The organism is Kibdelosporangium phytohabitans, assembly GCF_001302585.1.
In the GTDB taxonomy this organism is placed as follows: Bacteria; Actinomycetota; Actinomycetes; order Mycobacteriales; family Pseudonocardiaceae; genus Kibdelosporangium; species Kibdelosporangium phytohabitans.
The window spans coordinates 2,441,227-2,459,418 of the sequence record NZ_CP012752.1 but is presented as its reverse complement, the minus strand read 5'-3'; the positions used below and the strand labels follow the sequence as shown (position 1 = coordinate 2,459,418).

Sequence of the window (18,192 nt, the reverse complement as noted above, 5' to 3'; positions counted from 1 at the left end):
ATCAGGCGCCGGTGACACCCCGGCGCATCGCCCTGGTCCCCACCACCAGGCCGACCAGCGCGACCACTACGGCGACCACCCCGCCGTAGAGCACCGACATGTCGTCGAACCGCCCGGAGAACAACGCGCGCTGGGCGTCGACGATGTGCGAGACGGGGTTGACCGCGCCGACCGCGCGCAGCCACGCCGGTCCTTGTTCCAGTGGCAGCAGCACGCCCGACAGCAGCGTCAGCGGGAACATCAGCGTCTGCGTGACCACCCAGAACAAGGCGCCGCTCGGCTGTGAGCGGATGGCGAGGACGAACGACAACGAGCTGAGCCCAATGCCGAACACGGTCAGCATGAGCAGCGCGGCCAGCACACCGGCCGGGTGGAGCCGGAACCCGAGCGTCATCGCCAGCGCGACGATCAGCACGGCCTGCACCAGCAAGGTGATCGATTCCTTGAGGTCGCGGCCGACCAGCATCGCGGTCCGGTTGAGCGGCGTGACCATCATCCGTTCCATCGAGCCGCCGGTCAGCTCGATCAGCAGCGAGTGACCCGCGCCCATCGGGCCGACCAGGCACATCATCACCAGGATGCCGGGCACGAACCACTGCCACGAGTCGTCAAGCAGCGACCCGAAGAGCAACAGGAACAGCAGCGGCTGGCCCATGGCGAAGACGAGGCCGACCGGGTCACGCAACGCGGGCGTGGCCTCGCGGGAGAACACGGTCATGGTGTCGCGCAAGATTTTCACGCGGCCTCCTGCTCGATGCGCCGGCCGGTCAGCGCGAGGAACACGTCGTCGAGCGTCGGCTGGAGAGCCTGGGCGGCAACGACTTTCACGCCTGCCGCGTCGAGCGCGCGCAGGTGCCGCGGCAGGGCGGTGGCCGCGTCCGGGACTCTGATGTGGACGGTGTCGCCGTGCGCGTCGAACGGTTCGGCGATCCTGGCCATGTCGGCCCGGTTGTCCAGGGTGAGCACGATCCGGTCGCCCGCGAGGTCCTTGCGCAGCCGGTCCGCGGTGCCGTCGGCGATGATCCGGCCGTGGTCGATGATCACCACCCGTTCGGCCATCCGGTCGGCCTCCTCGAGGTAGTGGGTGCTCAGCACGAGCGTCATCGCCAGTTCCCGCCGCAACCGCAGGATGTGGTCCCAGATCTCGGCACGGCTGTGCGGATCCAGACCCGTGGACGGCTCGTCGAGGAACAGCAGGGCCGGGCGGTGCACGAGCCCCATGGCGATGTCGACGCGGCGCCGCTGCCCGCCTGACAACGTGTTCGGCGTGCGGTTGGCCAACGGCGTCAGGCTGAGCAGGTCGAGGACCTCGTCGGCGCGCCGGGCCGCGCCGGCGCGTGTCATGCCGTGGCTGCGGCCTTGCGTGACGAGTTCGTCGCGGACGCGGAAGTTCTCGCCCGCGCTGTGGTTCTGCCCGACATAACCGATGCGGGCGCGTACACCGTCGGGGTCGCGGGTGATGTCACAGCCCGCGACGGTGGCGGTGCCCGCGGTCGGCGGCAGCAGGGTGGTGAGCATGCGGAACAGCGTCGACTTGCCCGCGCCGTTCGGGCCGAGCAACGCCACCAGCTCGCCGTCGCCGATGTCCATGTCCACCCCGCGGACCGCCTCCACCTTGGTCTTCTTCATCCGGAAATGCCGGACAAGGCCGGCTGTCATGACTGCCATGCGGAACACCGTACTACAGGAATGGAACGTTGACGTTCCACTTTCGGCTTTGATGGTACAACTTAGGAGTGGAGAGAACCCGTTCCGCCATCCTCGCCGCGGCCGCGTCCGTGCTCGCCCGCGACCGCACGGCCACCCTCCCCCAGATCGCCGCCGCCGCGGGCGTCGGCCGCACGACCGTGCACCGCTACTACGCCGACCGCGACACCCTGATCAAGGCGGCGGTGGAGGACTCGGCGCAGGTCATCGGCGAGGCGATCGGCGAGGCACGACTGGACGAAGGCCCACCCGTCGAGGCACTGCACCGGCTCGTCACGGCGTACCTGAGCGTCGGCGACCGGCTGGTGTTCCTGTTCAACGACCCGCACGTCATGCAGCAGTACGGCGTGGACCAACCCGAGCAGCCGCCAAGCGCCGACCCCGTGATGGACCTGATCGAACGAGGGCAGCGCGAGGGCGTCTTCGACGACCAGTCGACCGCCTGGTGGATCCAGCACGTGCTGTGGGCGTTGGTGTACACCGGGATCGACGAGGTGAGCAAGGGCAACCTGTCCCGGCACGGCGTCGCCGCGACCGTGATCCGCACACTCGAGCGGGGGATCCTCGCATGACGACCGCCGACATCTGGTTCGACCCGTCCTGCCCGGCCACCTGGGTGACCTCACGGTGGCTGATCGAGGTCACCAAAGTCCGGCCGGTCAGGGTGCGCTGGAACGTGATGAGCCTGTCCGTGCTCAACGAAGGCCGCGATGACGACCCGGAAGGCGACCCGGAGGGATACCTCTGGTACCCGGTGCGTGTCTGCGCGGCGGTACAGCAGAAGCACGGCCACGAAGCGCTCGGCAGGTTCTACACCGAGCTGTGGAACAAGGACAACGGCGCTGAGGACTGGATCGGCGACTTCGAACGTGCACTGGACCGCGCCGGTCTGCCGACCGTGCTCGCCACCGCCGGACCGGAGTACGACGACGCTGTGCGCGCCTCCCACGCCGAGGCCATGGCCCAGCTCGGGCCGCACGTCGGCACGCCGATCATCGCGGTGGACGGTGCCGCGTTCTTCGGTCCCGTGCTGTCCCGGGTTCCCCTCGGCGAGGAGGCCGGGCGGCTGTGGGACGGTACCTTGCTGGTCGCGTCCACCCCGGGGTTCCACGAGCTGATCGGGCACGCGCGCACATCATCGTGAGGAACAATCGACCTGTGCGGATCGGGTTGCTCGGGCCGTTGGAGGTCCACAGCGCGGACGGCGCCGGCATCCCGGTGCCGGGCGCGAGGCTGCGCGCGCTGCTGACCGTCCTGGCGTTGGAGCCCGGCAACCCCGTGTCGGTCACGCGGATCGTGGACGGCGTGTGGGGCGGGCGACAGCCGCACCGGCCGGGCAACGCCGTGCAGGCGTTGGTTTCCCGGCTGCGCAAGACCGGGATCACAGTGGAGGCACACCCGAACGGGTACGCACTGGCCGTGGACACCGTCGACGCCTGCCGGTTCGAACAACTCGTCCGCGGTGGACAGTGGCGGGAGGCGCTCGACCTGTGGCGCGGGCCCGTTCTGGCGGACGTGCGCGACCGGGAGTACTTCGCGGCGGCTGTCGCGCGCTTGGAGGAGATGCGGTTCGCCGCGCTCGAACAGGACGGATCCGTCTCCGAGCTGACCGCTCTCGTCGCCGAGAACCCGTTGCGGGAGAAGCTGGTCGGCGCGCTGATGCGCGCACTGGTCGCGGCGGGGCGGGCAGCGGACGCGCTCGCCCTGTACGCCAGGACACGCGCCGCGCTCGCCGAGGAACTCGGCGCCGATCCGTCGCCCGAACTGGCCGCGCTGCACTCGGAGATCCTCCATGGCACGGCGGAGACGAACCTGCGTGCGGCGCTGACGAGTTTCGTGGGACGGACCGCGGATGTCGCGCAAGTCCGGCACCTCGTTCGTGAGCACCGGCTCGTCACCCTCGTCGGACCGGGCGGGTGCGGGAAGACCCGGTTGGCGGTGGAAGCAGCGCGGGCGTTGCCCGGTGAGGTCTGGCTGGTCGAACTCGCCGCGCTGACCGACCCCGACGAGGTTCCCGCCGCGATCCTCACCGCACTCGGGATCCGGGATCTCGCCGCGCTGCGCACCCGTGACATGCTCCTGGTGCTGGACAACTGCGAGCACCTCGTGGACCGCGTCGCCCACCTGGCCGACAAGCTGCTCGGCGAATGCCCCGCACTGCGGATCCTCGCCACCAGCCGTGAACCCCTTGCCATCACAGGCGAAGCAGTCCGCGTGGTCGAGCCGCTCGAACTTCCCCCTGAGAACACGCGGCTGGCCGACGCGTTGTCGTATCCCGCTGTCCGTCTGTTGACCGAACGCGCCTACCCGGGTTTCGTGGCGACCGAGGCCGTTGTCCGGATCTGCCGAGCGCTGGACGGTATTCCGCTCGCGATCGAACTGGCGGCGGCCAGGTTGCGGACCATGCCCGCCGAGCAGATGGCCGCACGGCTCCACGACCGCTTCGCCGTACTCACCCAGGGCAGCCGGACCGCCCTGCCACGCCACCAGACGCTCCGCTCGGTCATCGACTGGAGCTGGGACCTGTTGTCCGAGCGGGAGAAAGCCGTGCTGTGCGGGCTCGCCGTGTTCGCCGGCGGCGCCACACTCGAAGCAGCGGAGACCGTGTGTGGCGCGGACGCGTTGGGTGTTCTCACGGCGTTGGCGGACAAGTCACTCGTCATCGCGGGTGGGCGCTACCGGATGCTGGACACCATCAAGGCCTATTGCCTGGAGAAACTGACCGACCGAGACGCGGCGTACCGCGCACACGCGTCGTACTTCATCGCGCTCTGCGAGACCGCCGACCCGCACCTGCGGCGTGCGGAACAAGTCGAGTGGCTGCCCCGCATCCACGCTGAGGACGACAACATCAACACCGCCCTGCGCCACGCCACCGACGCGAGCGTCGGTATCCGGCTGACGGCGGCGGCGGGCTGGTACTGGCTGCTCGAATGGTCGCTGCGGTGCCGCGAAGTTCTCGGCGCCGAACTCGGCGCCCGCGCGTTGACGTTGCCCGGCGAGGTCGACGACGACACACGCGCGACCGCGTTGGCCTCCGTCGCCCAGTTCAACTTCCTCGGCAACGGTGACGAACGACTCGCCGAGGAATGGATCGCCACCGCACGGCACCTCGGCGGGCGGCACCCGATCGTGCGACTGGTCACCGGTGCCGAACCGGACGACCCGTGGGCGCAGGCGATGGCGCGGCTGTTCCAAGCCTCGGAGTCGGTCAACACCGGTCATCCCGGCGAAGCCGGGATGCGCGCCGCCCTGGCCGGGTTCCGGGCGATCGGCGAACGCTGGGGAATCGCCCACTGCCTGGCAGGCATCGCCGACCAGGCCTCGTGGCGCGGTGACCTGACCGCAGCGGTGGCCGGATACGAGGAAGCCATTGCCGTCACCGAGGAAATCGTGCCGAGCGAGGACGCGTGGAAACCCCGGCTCCGGCTCGCCCAGTTGCTGTGGCTGCGCGGCGACCGATCACGCTCGGCCGACGCGTTGCGCAGAGCCGAGCGTGACGCGTCACGGATCGGACTGCCGGAAGCTCTCACCGCCGCGGCGTGCACACGTGCCGGGATCGCCCGGTGGTCCGGCGACATGGACGGCGCACGTGCCGCACTGGCCAGGGCCGAGGCAGCGGTGGAAGGGCTTGCCGTGAACTGGGGTTTCCGGGCGTTGCTGCTCGACTTGCGCGGGTATCTGCTGGGTGACCGCCGGGACGCTTTGGCGTGGGCACGGCGTACCCGGAGCGCTCCCCTGGTCGCCCACGTCCTTATTGGACATGCCGATGAAGCTTTGCGCGCGGGTGATGCGGCGCAGGCTGCCCGGTTGCTGGCGCAGTCGGTGGAGGTCCGGGGCACCCCGGACCTCACCAACCCCGACGCCGCCCGGATCCAGGCGAAACTGTCAGACCTTCGTGCTTGAATCGAATTAGGGTTTCCCCGATGGCGGGATTTGCCGGGAGATCATGGCGGTCTGCGAGGATTATGGGCTGCAGGTTTTCGGGCTGCGGGGTCATGGGCTGAAGTGGTTGATTGCGGCGGTTCTGGGCAGCGGTGGTTGCAAACCGCGGTCACACGTAGCCCTGGTTACAGGTTGCGGATGAGGAAGTCCCAGGTGCGGCGGTGGACGTAGGCCTCGTAGCCGGTGAACACGTGATCCGCGCCCGGAACAACCAGCATCTCGAAGTCCTTGTCCGCGGCGATCAGGGCTTCTGCCAATCGGTAGGTCTGCTCCGGCGGTGCTTGGTCGTCCAGGCCGCCGTGGATCAGCATCAGCTTGCCCGCCAACCGCTCCGCTGACTCCACTGTGGAGAACCGGGCAGCCACCGCCGGGTCGTAGGGGCCGTATATGTCTGTGTTCGCCGGGTCTGTGTAGCGCAGGTCACACACGCCTGCCAGGGCCACTCCGACGGTGAAGACGTCAGGGAAGTCCAGCATCGCCCGCACTGTGCCGTAACCGCCGCCGGAGATTCCGCAGATGCCCACTCTGCCGAGATCCATCCACGGCCGTGTCTCCGCCAACTGCCGCAACGCGGCCACGTGGTCGTCCAGCCCGGCCGCCGGGTTCTGGTAGGACGCGTCGAAGAACGCCTTGTCCCGCCCTGGCATTCCGCGACCGTCCATCGCGATGACCACGAAGCCCAAGGCTGCCAGCGCCTCCGCGTCATAGCCGTGCCATCCGGCGTCGAAGCCCGCGCTGACCCGTGTGGTGAGCGGAACGGGATACGTGTGGTCGACGACGGGGTAACTGCGCTCAGGGTCGAACCCGTGCGGGCGGTACAGCACGCCATACACGTCCGTCGAGCCGTCGGCTGACTTCACGCTGAACCGTTCCGGCGCTGCCCACCCCGTCTCCACCAACCCCGTGATGTCGGCACGGCCCAGTTCCGACAGCACCCGACCGTCCCACGAACGCAGTGTGTGCACGGGTGGGGTGTCTGTCGTGGATGCGGTGTCCAGGAAACGCGAGCCGTCCGGTGACACCGAGACCACGTGGTCCAGATCGTCGTCGGTCACTCGCGCGAAGTCGGTTCCGTCCAACCGGACACGGCACACCGTGCCGCGGTAAGGGTCCGACCGCACAAGCCCGGCGGCGAGAAAGTACACGTATGACGAGTCGGCCCACAGCACCTGCTTCACCAGCCATGCGCCGGACGTCACCTGCCCGAGCAACTCACCGGAGTCCGCGTACCGGTACAGGTGCCCCCACCCGTCGCGTTCGGAGTACCACAGCACCTCCCCCGACGGCAGTACATGCACCGCGGGGCCGAGCATCGGGAACTGGGTCGGCACAACCCGCGTGGGTCCGGTTTCGTGCACCACTGTTCGTACGTCACCCGTTGCCGGGTCGACCCGCTGTAGGCGCAACCCGTCACCGCCTGCGAGGAAGTACACGGCGTCGCCTGCCCACCACGCCCATTTCATCTGGATCGGCGACAGCATCGGCATCGGGACGGGCTCGGCGTCGGCCCGCAACACGGTTGAGGTTCGCACGTCGATCACCACGAACTGGGCACACTGGACTACCTCGTCGCCCGGCAGCGCCGAGCGTTTCGACCGCAGCCCGTCGAACGACAACAGGTGCTTGCGGCGTATGCCCTCCTGCAGCGTGCGGTGAGTCAGTACCTTCGTCGAGTCGGGGGACCACAGTGCCGCGGGCGGCGCGTGCGGGAGACCCATCTTGGTGAACACATCCGCGTACATGTAGTAGTCCGGGCTGGCGCCGTAGTCGTGGTCGATGTCGCCGTCCAAGGTCAGGGGGTGTTCGTCGCCGTCGACGCGGGTCCACAGGTTGTGGTCACGGCGGAACACCACCGCCGACCCGTCCGGCGCCGGGATCTCCATGGGATTTCCGGGCGGTACGGCCCACGGGGGCATGATCGCCGCGTCCCGCACGAGGTTCGGCCGGTTGGCTGCCAGCAACCGGTGCGCGGTGTCGTATCCAGTCATGGCACCACCGTCGCCGCGCGTGCTGATACGGGGCTCGCGGGCACTGACATATGGCTGATACGGCCTCGCTTGTCGTGACAGCAAGGTTTGTTCCCGGCTGCGGCGCGCGTGACCGGATCCGTCCGCATCGCGGCCGTGACGTGCCTTCCCGCGTGGGCCGCGATCGGCGAGGGTTGGGGTATGACCAAGGCGCTTTTGGTGATCGACGTGCAGGAATCGTTCAGGCAGCGGCCGAACTGGACCGAGGTGTCCAACCCGGACATCGTCGGTGACGTGAACCAGCTGGTCGAGATGAGCAGGGCGGAGAACGACCTCGTCGTGTGGGTGCTGCACAGCGAGCCCGGCTCCGGCACGGTGTTCGACCCGGCCAGCGGGCACGTCCGGCTGATCGACGGGCTGGCACCCCGCGAGGGCGAGCCCGTGCTGACCAAGACGTCGCACAACGCGTTCACCACGACCAGTCTGCAGCAGACCCTGACCTCGCTGGGCATCCGCGAGTTGCTGGTCAGCGGGATCCGCACCGAGCAGTGCTGCGAGACCACCACCCGGGTGGGCAGTGACCTCGGCTTCGAGATGACGTTCGTGACCGACGCCACCGCGACCACGCCGCTGCCGCACTGGCAGACCGGTGCTGTGCTCGGCACCAAGGAGATCATCGAACGCACGGAGTATGCGCTGGCCGGTCGGTTTGCGACGATAAGGAGCGTGGCGGAGCTGACCGGATCGTGACCCGAGTGGTGTTCCTGCTCGTGCCTGGCCTGCACCTGCTGGACCTCTCGGGGCCCGCGCAGGTGTACTCCAGCGCGGCCGACCTCGGCCTGGGCTACGAGCTGCGGTACGTGGGTGAGCACGCCGACGTGCCCAGCGCGCAGGGCGTGATGTTGCGGGCCGAACCGGAGCTGCCTTCGCTGTGCCCGGCCGATCTCGTGCTGGTTCCCGGGTGGCGGTCGCCGCGGCTGGCCGGCACCGGGGTGCTGACCGACGCGACGCTGGCGTGGCTGCGTGAGCACCACGCGGCGGGCGGGACGGTGGCGAGTGTCTGCTCGGGCGCGGACGTGCTGGGCCGGGCGGGCCTGCTCGACGGACGCCGCTGCACCACCCACCACGAGCTGCAGGACGAGTTGGAACGCCGCTATCCCCACGCCTCGGTCGTCCGTGACGTGCTCTACGTCGTGGACGACCGGGTGGTGACCTCGGCCGGGATCGCCAGTGGCATCGACCTGGCGCTGCACCTGGTGACCACGCGCCACGGACCGACCGCGGCCGCCGCGATCGCGCGCACGATGGTCGTGTACGCGCGCCGCAACGGCGGCGAGCATCAAGCCAGTGTTCTGCTGCGGCACAGGTCGCACGTGAACGAGGCCGTGCACCGTATCCAGGACATCATCGAGACGCGGATGACGGACCGGCTGTCGCTGGCCGAACTCGCGCGCCTGAGCGGCTGCAGTGAGCGGACCGTCACACGCTTGTTCACACGCGCCACGGGCATGACGCCGTTGCGGTATCAGCAGGCGTTGCGTGTCGAACGCGCCGAACACCTCATCGGGCATGGGACAACAGTCGAGTCCGCCGCGCGGATGGTCGGCTTCGAGGACGCGCGCATGCTCCGCCGTCTGCGTTCCCGGCCTGGTTACGCGTCGGCGACACCGCGTTCGTAGGCCAGCAGGGTGTCGATGAACATCCGCCGCTGCTCCGCGGTCAGCGGGCGCAGCGCGTTCTGCCACGCCGTGGCGCCGCGGGCGAGCCACTCGTCGATGGCGGGACGGTGCCGCTCGGTGATGCTCACGATCCGGCGGCGCCGGTCGTGGTCGTCCTCACGGCGTTCGAGGATGCCTTTGCGGCCGAGGTCGCCGATCATCAGGCTGACCGTCGCCGGTGCCACCTCCAGCCGTCCGGCCAGGTCGTTCACGGTCATCGGGCCGTCGAAGACCAGGTAGGACAGCAGCGACAGGTGCCGGGGCGCCAGCGCGAAGGACTGCAGCTCGCCGGGCACCTTGATCCGCTTGATCCGGCCGGCCATGCGCGGCATGAGCAGAAGCAACGCCCGGACGGCGTCGTCGACCTCCAGGCCCGCTGACATGGCCACCCCTCCGCAAATACCCTTTGAACGCATAGCTGCTTTGCTTTCAAAGCAAAATCACTGTCCGGCTCATGCTATCCAGGAAGCTGCCGTGACCACCCTGGAACGCGGGCAGGCCATGCCGCGACAGCTCGCTGACCAGCCGGAAGATCATCTCGCGTTCGAGGAGGAGCAACTCCTGCCCGTCCTTCGCGGGCAGGTCAGTACGCTTTGCCCGTGAGTTCCAGGCGACCGACGCTCGACACTGTGGCACGCGAAGTGGGCGTGTCCAGGGCGACGGTGTCCAACGCCTACAACCGGCCGGACCAGCTGTCCGAGCGGTTGCGTGAGGAGATCCTCAGCGCGGCGGCGCGCCTGGGCTACTCCGGGCCCGACCCGATCGCCCGGAGCCTGGCCACCCAGCGGTCCGGCGCGGTCGCCGTGATGCTCGACCGTGGCCTGTCGGCCGCGTTCTCCGACCCGGCGCTGTCGATCATGCTCGACACCCTGGCGTCCACAGTCGACACCGGCGAACGGTCGCTCGTGCTGATGCCGGGCGGCCCGGACGGCGGCGGCCCCAGCCCCTCGGCGGTGGCCAGGGTGCACGCGGACGTCGTGATCGCCTACTCGCTGCCGGACAACGCGCCCGCCATCACCGCGGTCCGCCAGCGCGGCCTCCCGCTCGTCGTGGTCGACCAGAGCGGCGCGGACGTCCGCGTCGACGACCGCAACGGCGCGGCCCTCGCGGCACAGCACGTGGTCGGCCACGGCCATCGCGACGTCGGCGTGATCAGCCTCGACCTCGCACCGGACGGCTACACCGGCCCGTTGACGCCGGAGCGGATGGACGCGGCCGACTTCCAGGTCACGGTGGAGCGGCTCAACGGCTACCTCGACCACCTGCCGGCCTCGACGCCGATCTGGGAAGCGCCCGACAGCCTGCGTGAACACGGCCGCAACGGGGCGAGCTGGCTACTGGCCCAGTCTCCTCGGCCGACCGCACTACTGTGCATGTCCGACGAACTGGCGATCGGCGCAATCCGGGCAGCACGTGACACAAATCTCGTGGTACCGGACGATCTCACGGTCGTGGGCTTCGACGACACCCCGGCGGCCGCGTGGGCGGACCCGCCGTTGACGACTGTGCGCCAGGACCTGCTCGAAAAGGGCAGACAGACCGGTGAGCAGGTACTTCGCCTGCTGGACGGCAGACAGGCGGGCGGCCCGGTGACCATCCCGGTCGTCCTGGTCGCCAGAGCGTCCAGCGGACCGGTGCCGGCGGGCCGCCTACCTCGGTGATCTTGTTCACCCAGACTGGTGCGATTCAGAAACACTGAGGCGCCGTCGAACGATCACCCCACTGAAGGCGGATACCCTGCCGCCCTCAGCCCCCGTAGCTCAGCGGATAGAGCGAGTGACTTCTAATCACTTGGTCGCAGGTTCGAGTCCTGCCGGGGGCACCCTTCTTGTCCAGCTCAGCCGTCATCGCCGGTCCTCCCGCGAGGACGGCGGGACCGGTCCGCATGCGGGTTACCCACGCTGATCCACACGCAAACCCTTTTCCCGGGCGTCAGCCCGGTGGCGCGAACGGGTGGTTCGCGGAGGCGGCGTCCGTGGCGTCGGCGGGTGGGTCCGGCAGGGGCTGCGGCGCCGGTTGGTCCGCGCGTTGCAGCCGCGCTTCCTCTCGTGCCCGCCGCTCGGCCAGCACAGCCGACAGGTACGCCCACACCGGCGCGCCGGGCGGGATGGGGGTGCCGAGGTGCGCGCTGACCTCGGCGGCCAGGCGGTCGCCGAGGGCCTGCGCGGCTTGTGAGTCCAACTGGTCGAGCCGGCCTAGGTACTGCCGGATCGCCAGCGCCAGGTCGTTGGGCAGGGCGGACACGCTCTGCCCTGACGCCCACTGCGCCAGCGGCGGTGGCATGTACACCGGGGCCGGGTGCTGCTCGGGAATCCGTTCCCTGACCACCAGGGTGCCCGCGAGCATGTCGCCCACGCGCTGGCTGTTGCGGGACGTCAGCGACACGACCACCGCGACACAGCCGAACAGGCCGACGCCCCAGAAGTCGACGAAGAACCCGGCAAGCGCGCGCACCAGGGCGTGCCGGAACCGGATCGGGCCGCCGTCGGTGCGCACCACCCGCAGGCCCGCTGCGGCTTTCCCGATCGTCTTGCCCCTGGTCAGGGTCTCGGCGAGGACCGGGTAGCCGATCAGCACGGCGACGAGCACCAGCAGCGTCACCGCGGACTGCAGCGCGTCGTCGAAGCCGACCGCGCCGCCCGCGCCGAGGATCAGGAACACGAACAGCAGCGTCAGGAACTGGATCAGCACGTCGAGCGCGAACGCCAGGCCGCGGCTGGCCAGCCGGGCGACCCGCATCTCCAGCAGCACGGCCTCGCCAGTGACGAGATCTGACACATCCACCCCCTGGTCAATGCGGAATAGTACGGGGTGTGGACATCGATGTGTTCGTTGCCGCGCACCGCGCCGAATGGGACCGGCTGGCCGCTCTGGTCCGCCGCGGCGGGGCGCTGCGGGGCGCCGAAGCCGACGAACTCGTGCGGCTCTACCAGCGCACAGCGACGCATCTGTCGATCGTGCGCACCGAACTGCCCGACCCGGCGTTGATCGGGCGGCTCTCGACATTGGTGGCACGGGCCCGTTCCGCGGTCACCGGCACCCACAGCCCCGCGTGGCGCGAGATCGGCCTGTTCTTCTCGCGGCGGTTCCCCGCCGCGTTGTACCTGGGCTGGCGGTGGTGGGTGCCAGCCGGGCTGGTGTTCGTCGCGGTCAGTTCAGTAATCGCGATCTGGATCGGGACCAACCCGGATGTGCAGGCCACGGTGGCGGCGCCGGACGAGATCCGTGAGATGACCAAACCGGGTGGTGCTTATGAGGCGTACTACTCCAGCAACCCGGCTGGGTCGTTCGCCGCCCAGGTGTGGACCAACAACGCCTGGGTCGCTGCCAGCTGCCTGATGTTCGGTGTGCTGCTGGGCCTGCCGGTGATCTACGCGCTGTGGGCGAACGCGTTGAACGTCGGGGTCGGCGGCGGGCTGATGATGTCGGTCGGCCGCGGTGACGTGTTCCTCGGCCTGATCGCCCCGCACGGCCTGCTCGAACTGACCGCGGTGTTCGTGGCCGCGGGGATCGGCCTGAAACTCGGCTGGACGGTCATCGACCCGCGCGGCAAGCCCCGGCCGCAAGCGCTTGCCGAGCAGGGCAGGGCGGTGGCCGTCGTGGCGCTGGGGCTGGCGTGCGTGCTGGCCGTGTCCGGTGTCATCGAGGCGTTCGTGACGCCGTCCGGTCTGCCGACGTGGGCGCGGATCGGCATCGGTGTGGTCGCCGAGGTGGCGTTCCTGGCGTACGTGTTCATCCTCGGCCGACGCGCCGCCCGCGCCGGGGAGACAGGCGACGTGGACGCGAAGTACGCGGGCGACACCTTGCCGGCCGCGGCTTAGAGCAGGCCGTCGGCTTTCAGCGCCAGGTACTTGTCCGCCAGCGCGGGCGCGAGTTCGTCCGGTACGGCGTCGACGACGTGCACGCCCCTGCGCCGCAGCAGGCCCGCGACGTGGGCGCGTTCCTGCAACGCGCGTGCCGCGGCAGCCGCGTCGAACACGGCTTCCGCGTCGCCTCTCGCCTTGGCCATCTCGTTGACCCGCGGGTCCGCGACCGCCGCGAGCAGCACGACGTGCCGTGCGGTCAGCGTGTGCAGGATGGGCAACAGGCCCTGCTCCAACGGATCCGGGTCCAGCCCGGTCAGCAGCACGACCAGCGACCTGCGCCGGCTGCGGCGCAGCACCTGCGCGATGATGCCGGACGCGTCCGACTCCACCAGCGTGGGCTGCAACGGCGCCATACCGTTGACCAAGGACGGCAGCAACTCCGCCGCGGACGCACCCTGCACGCTGGCACGTACCTGCCTGTCGTAGGCGATCAGGTCCACGCGGTCACCGGCGCGGGAGGCCAGCGCGGCCAGCAGCAGCGCCGCGTCCATCGCCGCGTCCAGCCGGGGGATGTCGCCGACCCGGCCGGCGGACGTGCGGCCGGTGTCCAGCACGATCATCAGGTGCCGGTCACGCTCGGGCCGCCAGGTCCGGATCATCACGTCGGTCGAACGGGCGGTCGCGCGCCAGTCGATCGAGCGGACGTCGTCACCGGCCACATAGGTGCGCAGCGAGTCGAATTCACTGCCCTGGCCACGCGCGAGCGTGCGCAGCCTGCCGTCGAGGTCACGCAACCGGCCCAGACGGGACGGAAGGTGCTTGAGGCTGGTGAACGGCGGCAGCACGCGGACCGTCCACGCCACGGCGTGGGATCCTTGCCGTGCGGCCAAACCCAGCGGGCCGAACGAGCGAACGGTGACCAGGTGCGCCACCCGGTTGCCACGCCTGGTTGGCAGCAGCGCGGTGGTGACGGTCCGCGAGCCGTTCCCCGCGACGTCCAGCGTGTGCCGGTCCGACGCGCCCGCACTGGGCGGCCACGCGTCCCGCAGCACACCCCGAACCCGTGCCCTGCCTGGGTTGTGCACGGTCAACGTCACCGACGCCGGTTCGCCCAGCCGCACCGCCCGGTCGCCGCCACGGGTGAAGGTCAACGCGCGTACCGGCCCGGCCAGGGCCAGATCCACCGCCAGCACGACCAGGATCGCGCCGGTGACCAGGAGGATGCCGGTCCACGACGGCAGCAGGAGGCCGACGACGAGAGCGCCGAGCAGTGCCAGCAGCCCGGCCCTGCCGGAGACAGCCACGGGCTCTAGCGGGGCACCGGCACGGCCGCGAGCACGCCGTCCAGCACCCCGTCGGTGGTCGCGCCTTCCAGCTCGGCCTCCGGCCGCAGCTCCAGCCGGTGCCGCAACGTGGGGCGCGCCAGCGCTTTCACGTCGTCCGGCGTCACGTATTCCCTGCCGGACAACCACGCCCACGCCCGGGAAGCGGCCAGCAGCGCCGTCGCGCCACGCGGGGAGACACCCAGCCGGACGGCGGGCGAGTTCCGCGTCGCCCGGCAGATGTCCACGATGTACCCGAGGACCTGCTCGTGCACGGTCAGCGCGAGCACCTCGGCACGGCCCGCGTCCAGGTCCGCCTTGGTCGCGACCGGTCGGATCCCGGCCGCGGCGAGGTCACGCGGGTCGAACCCGGCGGCGTGCCGCGCCAGGATGCCGACCTCGTCCTCCCGCGACGGCGTCGGCATGGTCAGCTTCAGCAGGAACCGGTCCAGCTGGGCTTCGGGCAACGGGTACGTGCCCTCGTACTCGACCGGGTTCTGCGTGGCGATCACGATGAACGGGTCGGGCAGCGGCCTCGGCGTGCCGTCGATCGAGACCTGCCGCTCCTCCATCGCCTCCAGCAACGCGGACTGGGTCTTGGGCGGGGTGCGGTTGATCTCGTCGCCGATCAGCAGACTGGTGAACACCGGGCCCTCGCGGAAGACGAAGTCGGCCTTGTGCGGGTCGTAGACGATCGACCCGGTCACGTCGCCCGGCATCAGGTCGGGGGTGAACTGCACCCGCGTGCACTTCAGGTCGAGCGCCCCGGCCAACGCGCGCACCAGCAGCGTCTTGGCCACCCCCGGCACGCCTTCCAGCAGCACGTGGCCCCGGCACAGCAGCGCGACGATCAGGCCGGTGACCGCGGCGTCGTTGCCGACCACCGCCTTGCCGACCTCGGCGCGCAGCGCGACGAGCGCGTCGCGTGAGTTACCCATCAGTGTGAACCTACCTCATCAGCCAGGGCGTCCAGTGCGTCCGCGAGCTGGACGAGCGCTTGTTCGGTGTTCGGTGGTGGTCCGAAGAGGACCGCGTGGATCTCGTTGCCCTGCCGTCGAGTCCGAGCGGTGATGCCTTCGACGATCGCCGTGGGCGTGGCGTCGGCGGGCAGCCCGAGCACCGGTATCAGCCTGCCGAGCGTGGCCGCGCGCAACGCGTCGGCGGCGTGGTCGGTGGCCTTGGCGCGCCGGTAGAGCCGGGCCCGGCCCTCGGTGGTTTCCGCCGCCCGCACCACGACCGGCAGCGGCTCGGCGACGATCGGGCCGAGCCTGCGCGCCCGCCACACCATGAACAGCAGCACGGCGACACCGGCCTGGCCCAGGCCGAACCACCAGCCGACCGGCACCAGGTCGTAGAAGCTCTTCTCCGTCACGCCCGCGCCCGCCGTGGCGTCCGCCAGCGACGGCAGGTACCAGACAAGGCGTTGGTGCTGACCGAGAAGACGCATCGACAGGGCCGCGTTGCCTTCGCCGTCCAGCTGTTCGTTGGTCAGCGGTGTCGCGTCCCCCAGCAGCGTGACACCGTCCTCCAGCACCAAAGCCCCGTCGTAGCAACGAGTAGAGCCGCGGTAGAGCACGCCTCCGAGCCGCGCGACACCCGCCGCCGCGAAGTCGCACCCGGGTTCGCGGTTCTTGGGACTGTCCGTGCCGTTCTCACGCACCGACGGCGCCAGCGCGGTCAAGGCGTCGTTGCTCGCGCCGATCGCGACGAGCGTGCGGGCTTTGCGCCGCAACGCGGTCAGCTGGTCCGGCGCCAGCCAGTTGGGCTGGGTGATCAGGAGGGTCGTGTCACCGTTGATGGTGCTGTCCGCGGATTCCAGCGAGTCGACACGGATGACCTCCACGCCCTGCGCCTCCAGCAGGCGCGCGATGGCGCGGCTGCCCGCCGGGGTGACCGAGCCGGGGTCGACGGCTCCGTCCGTGCCGCCGCCGCGCAGCAACGTGATCACGATCGCGGCGGCGACGATGATCGCGCCGATCAGGGCCGGGCCACGCGCGGCGCGCCAGATCCGGCGCGAGCCGGGGGAAACAGACGTCTGTACGGTCATCGGCGGGCGCCGTCCAGAACCAGGTCGAGGTCGGTGAGCCGGCGGTATTCGTCCACAGTGGCGTCATGGCCGCCGTACCAGACGTCGTCGAACAAGCGCGCCGCCGCACGCAACTCGTCGGCGTGCTGGGGCAACCGCGCCCCGGCGGCGCGGGCGACCTCGTCGACTGTCCGGCCGGAACGCTCGTCGAGCACACCGCGTTCCTCGAGGCCGCGCACGATCGCGCGGAAGCGTTCCCGGACGGCTTCGGCCAGATCCCCTTGTGCCTCAGCGGCCAGCGCGGCCCTGCGGTGGTCGGCGGCGGTGAGCTCGCGTCCGGCGAAGACCGACGCGCTCGCCGCCGAGCGCGCGAGTTTGCCGACGCGCAACCGGACGGCGACGACCACGACGATGATCAACGCGACCAGGATCATCAGCCCGACGATGCCGCCGGGCATGATGCCGGAGATGCCGCTGAGCAGTTCGTCGAGCAGGTTGAGCACCCAGCGCAGGACCTTGGCGAACGTCGACGGCTCGGCGTCCCGGTAAGCCGGATCCGACAGCTCCCGCACGGCCGCGTCGCGTGCTGCGTCGCGGCCGATGTCGACGGGGACGTCGTTGTTCACCAGGTCGTCGGCGGTTGCGGCGGCGGCTGGCTGACGCCCGCCTGGCGGGCCAGTTCGATGTCCATGCCTTCCCGCCGCATCCGGCGGTCGACGTAGATCAGGGTGGTGACGCCCGCGGTGAACGGCATCGTGATGGTCTGCGCGATGATCCCGGCGATGGCCGTGAGCAGCATCGCGACCTCGAAGTCGGGCGCGAGCCCGACCCCGGTGGCGTTGTAGAAGTCACCGGAGGCCAGCGAGAACGGGATCTGCACGATCTGCGTGATCAGCGAGACCATGATCAGCGCGAGCAGCAGGATGCCGAACGTGCGCCACCACGCGCCGCTGACCAGCCGCCGCGACCGGGTCAGCGCCGTGCCGACCTTCGCGCCTTCCAGGATCAGCGCGGTGCTGGACAGGCCGAACAGGATGTACAGCCAGATGCCGGGGATGACGAACGCGATCGTCCCCGCGGCCACGATCAGCGTGTACAGCACGCTCAACCCGAGCAGCGCGAAGAAGCGCGGCCGGATGTGGCTCCACGCCTCGCCGACGGTGATGGGCTGGCCGAGCACGGCCTTGCCCATCACGACGGTGAGCACGCCGTTGACGACCATGGCGATCAGCACGGTGATGATCGTGGTCGGGGCGGTGAGGGTCAGCACCCGTTGCAGGTCGTCCACGGCGCGGTCGGCCTCGGACGCCGTCAGCGGGAGGTCGCTGTGGAGCAGCGTCGTCTCGTTGACGATGAAGATCATCAGGCCGATGCCGAGCAGGTTGGAGATCGTCGCCGCGATCGCCGACATCCCCAGCATCTGCTTGGGATACGCCCGGATGGCCGAGATCGCGCCGTCGAGGATCTCGCCGAGCCCCAACGGCCGCAACGGGATCACACCCGGCTTGGCGGCCCGCGGGCCCCACTGCGGCGGCGGTGCCGCCGGGTAGGGCTGCTGTGGATGCGGCTGCCGCGGGTATGGCTGTTGCTGGTACGGCTGCTGGGGACCCGGCGCGGGATCCTGCGATCTGCCGGACTTGTCGTCGGGCGACGACCAGCCTTCGTTCTCCGTCACCGCGAACCCCCTGCGTCGGCCCTCAT

Annotated in this window: 18 protein-coding genes and 1 tRNA gene; 9 read left to right on the top strand and 10 right to left on the bottom strand. The window is 70.1% G+C overall.

The window, feature by feature from the left end; genetic code table 11:
- Position 1: 1 nt before the first annotated feature.
- Positions 2 to 739 carry an ABC transporter permease gene (locus AOZ06_RS11185; protein ID WP_236952178.1) on the bottom strand — a complete coding sequence of 246 codons (738 nt, stop codon included), beginning with the start codon at positions 737 to 739 and terminating at the stop codon, positions 2 to 4.
- Positions 736 to 1,668: an ATP-binding cassette domain-containing protein gene (locus tag AOZ06_RS11180; RefSeq protein WP_083471627.1), complete on the bottom strand. Its 933-nt coding sequence runs from the start codon at positions 1,666 to 1,668 to the stop codon at positions 736 to 738. The genes AOZ06_RS11185 and AOZ06_RS11180 overlap by 4 nt, the downstream gene beginning before the upstream one ends.
- A gap of 68 nt (positions 1,669 to 1,736) precedes the next feature.
- On the opposite strand from AOZ06_RS11180, the gene AOZ06_RS11175 reads away from it, so the two are divergent.
- From AOZ06_RS11175 to AOZ06_RS11165, 3 genes are read left to right on the top strand one after another with little or no spacing between them, the layout of a single operon-like run.
- Positions 1,737 to 2,279, top strand: coding sequence for a TetR/AcrR family transcriptional regulator (locus AOZ06_RS11175; protein WP_054289376.1), 543 nt, complete (start codon positions 1,737 to 1,739; stop codon positions 2,277 to 2,279).
- The gene (locus tag AOZ06_RS11170; RefSeq protein WP_054289375.1) at positions 2,276 to 2,851 is read left to right on the top strand and encodes a mycothiol-dependent nitroreductase Rv2466c family protein; all 576 of its coding nucleotides are present in this window, start codon (positions 2,276 to 2,278) and stop codon (positions 2,849 to 2,851) included. The genes AOZ06_RS11175 and AOZ06_RS11170 overlap by 4 nt, the downstream gene beginning before the upstream one ends.
- Before the next feature lie 14 nt (positions 2,852 to 2,865).
- The gene (locus AOZ06_RS11165; RefSeq protein ID WP_054289374.1) at positions 2,866 to 5,613 is read left to right on the top strand and encodes an AfsR/SARP family transcriptional regulator; all 2,748 of its coding nucleotides are present in this window, start codon (positions 2,866 to 2,868) and stop codon (positions 5,611 to 5,613) included.
- Between the two features lie 164 nt (positions 5,614 to 5,777).
- Here AOZ06_RS11165 and AOZ06_RS11160 read toward each other — a convergent pair whose 3' ends face one another.
- Positions 5,778 to 7,640, bottom strand: a complete 1,863-nt coding sequence (locus AOZ06_RS11160; RefSeq protein ID WP_054289373.1) for a S9 family peptidase — start codon at positions 7,638 to 7,640, stop codon at positions 5,778 to 5,780.
- A 180-nt stretch (positions 7,641 to 7,820) separates the two neighbouring features.
- On the opposite strand from AOZ06_RS11160, the gene AOZ06_RS11155 reads away from it, so the two are divergent.
- Positions 7,821 to 8,369, top strand: a complete 549-nt coding sequence (locus AOZ06_RS11155) for a cysteine hydrolase family protein (protein WP_179950818.1) — start codon at positions 7,821 to 7,823, stop codon at positions 8,367 to 8,369.
- Positions 8,366 to 9,298 (top strand): GlxA family transcriptional regulator, encoded by a 933-nt coding sequence (locus tag AOZ06_RS11150; RefSeq protein ID WP_054289372.1) that lies wholly within the window; start codon positions 8,366 to 8,368, stop codon positions 9,296 to 9,298. The genes AOZ06_RS11155 and AOZ06_RS11150 overlap by 4 nt, the downstream gene beginning before the upstream one ends.
- Here AOZ06_RS11150 and AOZ06_RS11145 read toward each other — a convergent pair.
- The gene (locus AOZ06_RS11145; RefSeq protein ID WP_054289371.1) at positions 9,271 to 9,720 is read right to left on the bottom strand and encodes a MarR family winged helix-turn-helix transcriptional regulator; all 450 of its coding nucleotides are present in this window, start codon (positions 9,718 to 9,720) and stop codon (positions 9,271 to 9,273) included. The genes AOZ06_RS11150 and AOZ06_RS11145 overlap by 28 nt on opposite strands.
- A gap of 91 nt (positions 9,721 to 9,811) precedes the next feature.
- Between AOZ06_RS11145 and AOZ06_RS61235 the strand changes: the two genes are divergently transcribed.
- From AOZ06_RS61235 to AOZ06_RS11135, 3 genes are all read left to right on the top strand, one after another.
- Positions 9,812 to 9,940 carry a hypothetical protein gene (locus tag AOZ06_RS61235; protein WP_257721465.1) on the top strand — a complete coding sequence of 43 codons (129 nt, stop codon included), beginning with the start codon at positions 9,812 to 9,814 and terminating at the stop codon, positions 9,938 to 9,940.
- Entirely contained in the window at positions 9,937 to 10,998 is a 1,062-nt protein-coding gene (locus AOZ06_RS11140; RefSeq protein WP_179950817.1) for a LacI family DNA-binding transcriptional regulator, read from the top strand. The genes AOZ06_RS61235 and AOZ06_RS11140 overlap by 4 nt, the downstream gene beginning before the upstream one ends.
- 88 nt (positions 10,999 to 11,086) lie before the next feature.
- Positions 11,087 to 11,159 (top strand) — tRNA-Arg (locus AOZ06_RS11135).
- A 110-nt stretch (positions 11,160 to 11,269) separates the two neighbouring features.
- Here the strand turns inward: AOZ06_RS11135 and AOZ06_RS11130 are convergent.
- Positions 11,270 to 12,115: an RDD family protein gene (locus tag AOZ06_RS11130; RefSeq protein WP_236952177.1), complete on the bottom strand. Its 846-nt coding sequence runs from the start codon at positions 12,113 to 12,115 to the stop codon at positions 11,270 to 11,272.
- 35 nt (positions 12,116 to 12,150) lie between these two features.
- On the opposite strand from AOZ06_RS11130, the gene AOZ06_RS11125 reads away from it, so the two are divergent.
- Complete coding sequence (locus AOZ06_RS11125) at positions 12,151 to 13,158, top strand: stage II sporulation protein M (RefSeq protein ID WP_054289369.1); 1,008 nt, start codon at positions 12,151 to 12,153, stop codon at positions 13,156 to 13,158.
- Here the strand turns inward: AOZ06_RS11125 and AOZ06_RS11120 are convergent.
- The 5 genes from AOZ06_RS11120 to AOZ06_RS11100 are packed head-to-tail and all read right to left on the bottom strand — an operon-like array spanning position 13,155 to position 18,166.
- On the bottom strand, positions 13,155 to 14,447 hold the full coding sequence (locus AOZ06_RS11120) for a DUF58 domain-containing protein (protein ID WP_054289368.1): 1,293 nt from the start codon (positions 14,445 to 14,447) through the stop codon (positions 13,155 to 13,157). The two genes, AOZ06_RS11125 and AOZ06_RS11120, sit on opposite strands and share 4 nt — an antisense overlap.
- Before the next feature lie 5 nt (positions 14,448 to 14,452).
- The gene (locus AOZ06_RS11115) at positions 14,453 to 15,403 is read right to left on the bottom strand and encodes an AAA family ATPase (protein ID WP_054289367.1); all 951 of its coding nucleotides are present in this window, start codon (positions 15,401 to 15,403) and stop codon (positions 14,453 to 14,455) included.
- Positions 15,403 to 16,512, bottom strand: a complete 1,110-nt coding sequence (locus tag AOZ06_RS11110; protein ID WP_054289366.1) for a DUF4350 domain-containing protein — start codon at positions 16,510 to 16,512, stop codon at positions 15,403 to 15,405. Before AOZ06_RS11110 ends, AOZ06_RS11115 begins: the two co-directional genes overlap by 1 nt.
- Positions 16,509 to 17,117, bottom strand: coding sequence for a DUF4129 domain-containing protein (locus tag AOZ06_RS11105; RefSeq protein WP_335338382.1), 609 nt, complete (start codon positions 17,115 to 17,117; stop codon positions 16,509 to 16,511). The genes AOZ06_RS11110 and AOZ06_RS11105 overlap by 4 nt, the downstream gene beginning before the upstream one ends.
- Entirely contained in the window at positions 17,114 to 18,166 is a 1,053-nt protein-coding gene (locus AOZ06_RS11100) for a DUF7847 domain-containing protein (RefSeq protein ID WP_054289364.1), read from the bottom strand. The genes AOZ06_RS11105 and AOZ06_RS11100 overlap by 4 nt, the downstream gene beginning before the upstream one ends.
- Positions 18,167 to 18,192: the final 26 nt, after the last annotated feature.

Excerpts from the sequence above, each read along its gene's own strand:
- AOZ06_RS11180 (WP_083471627.1), bottom strand. The coding sequence starts at position 1,668 with ATGGCAGTCATGACAGCCGGCCTTGTCCGGCATTTCCGGATGAAGAAG.
- AOZ06_RS11170 (WP_054289375.1), top strand. The coding sequence starts at position 2,276 with ATGACGACCGCCGACATCTGGTTCGACCCGTCCTGCCCGGCCACCTGG.
- AOZ06_RS11160 (WP_054289373.1), bottom strand. The coding sequence starts at position 7,640 with ATGACTGGATACGACACCGCGCACCGGTTGCTGGCAGCCAACCGGCCG.
- AOZ06_RS11155 (WP_179950818.1), top strand. The coding sequence starts at position 7,821 with ATGACCAAGGCGCTTTTGGTGATCGACGTGCAGGAATCGTTCAGGCAG.
- AOZ06_RS11145 (WP_054289371.1), bottom strand. The coding sequence starts at position 9,720 with ATGTCAGCGGGCCTGGAGGTCGACGACGCCGTCCGGGCGTTGCTTCTG.
- AOZ06_RS11115 (WP_054289367.1), bottom strand. The coding sequence starts at position 15,403 with ATGGGTAACTCACGCGACGCGCTCGTCGCGCTGCGCGCCGAGGTCGGC.
- AOZ06_RS11110 (WP_054289366.1), bottom strand. The coding sequence starts at position 16,512 with ATGACCGTACAGACGTCTGTTTCCCCCGGCTCGCGCCGGATCTGGCGC.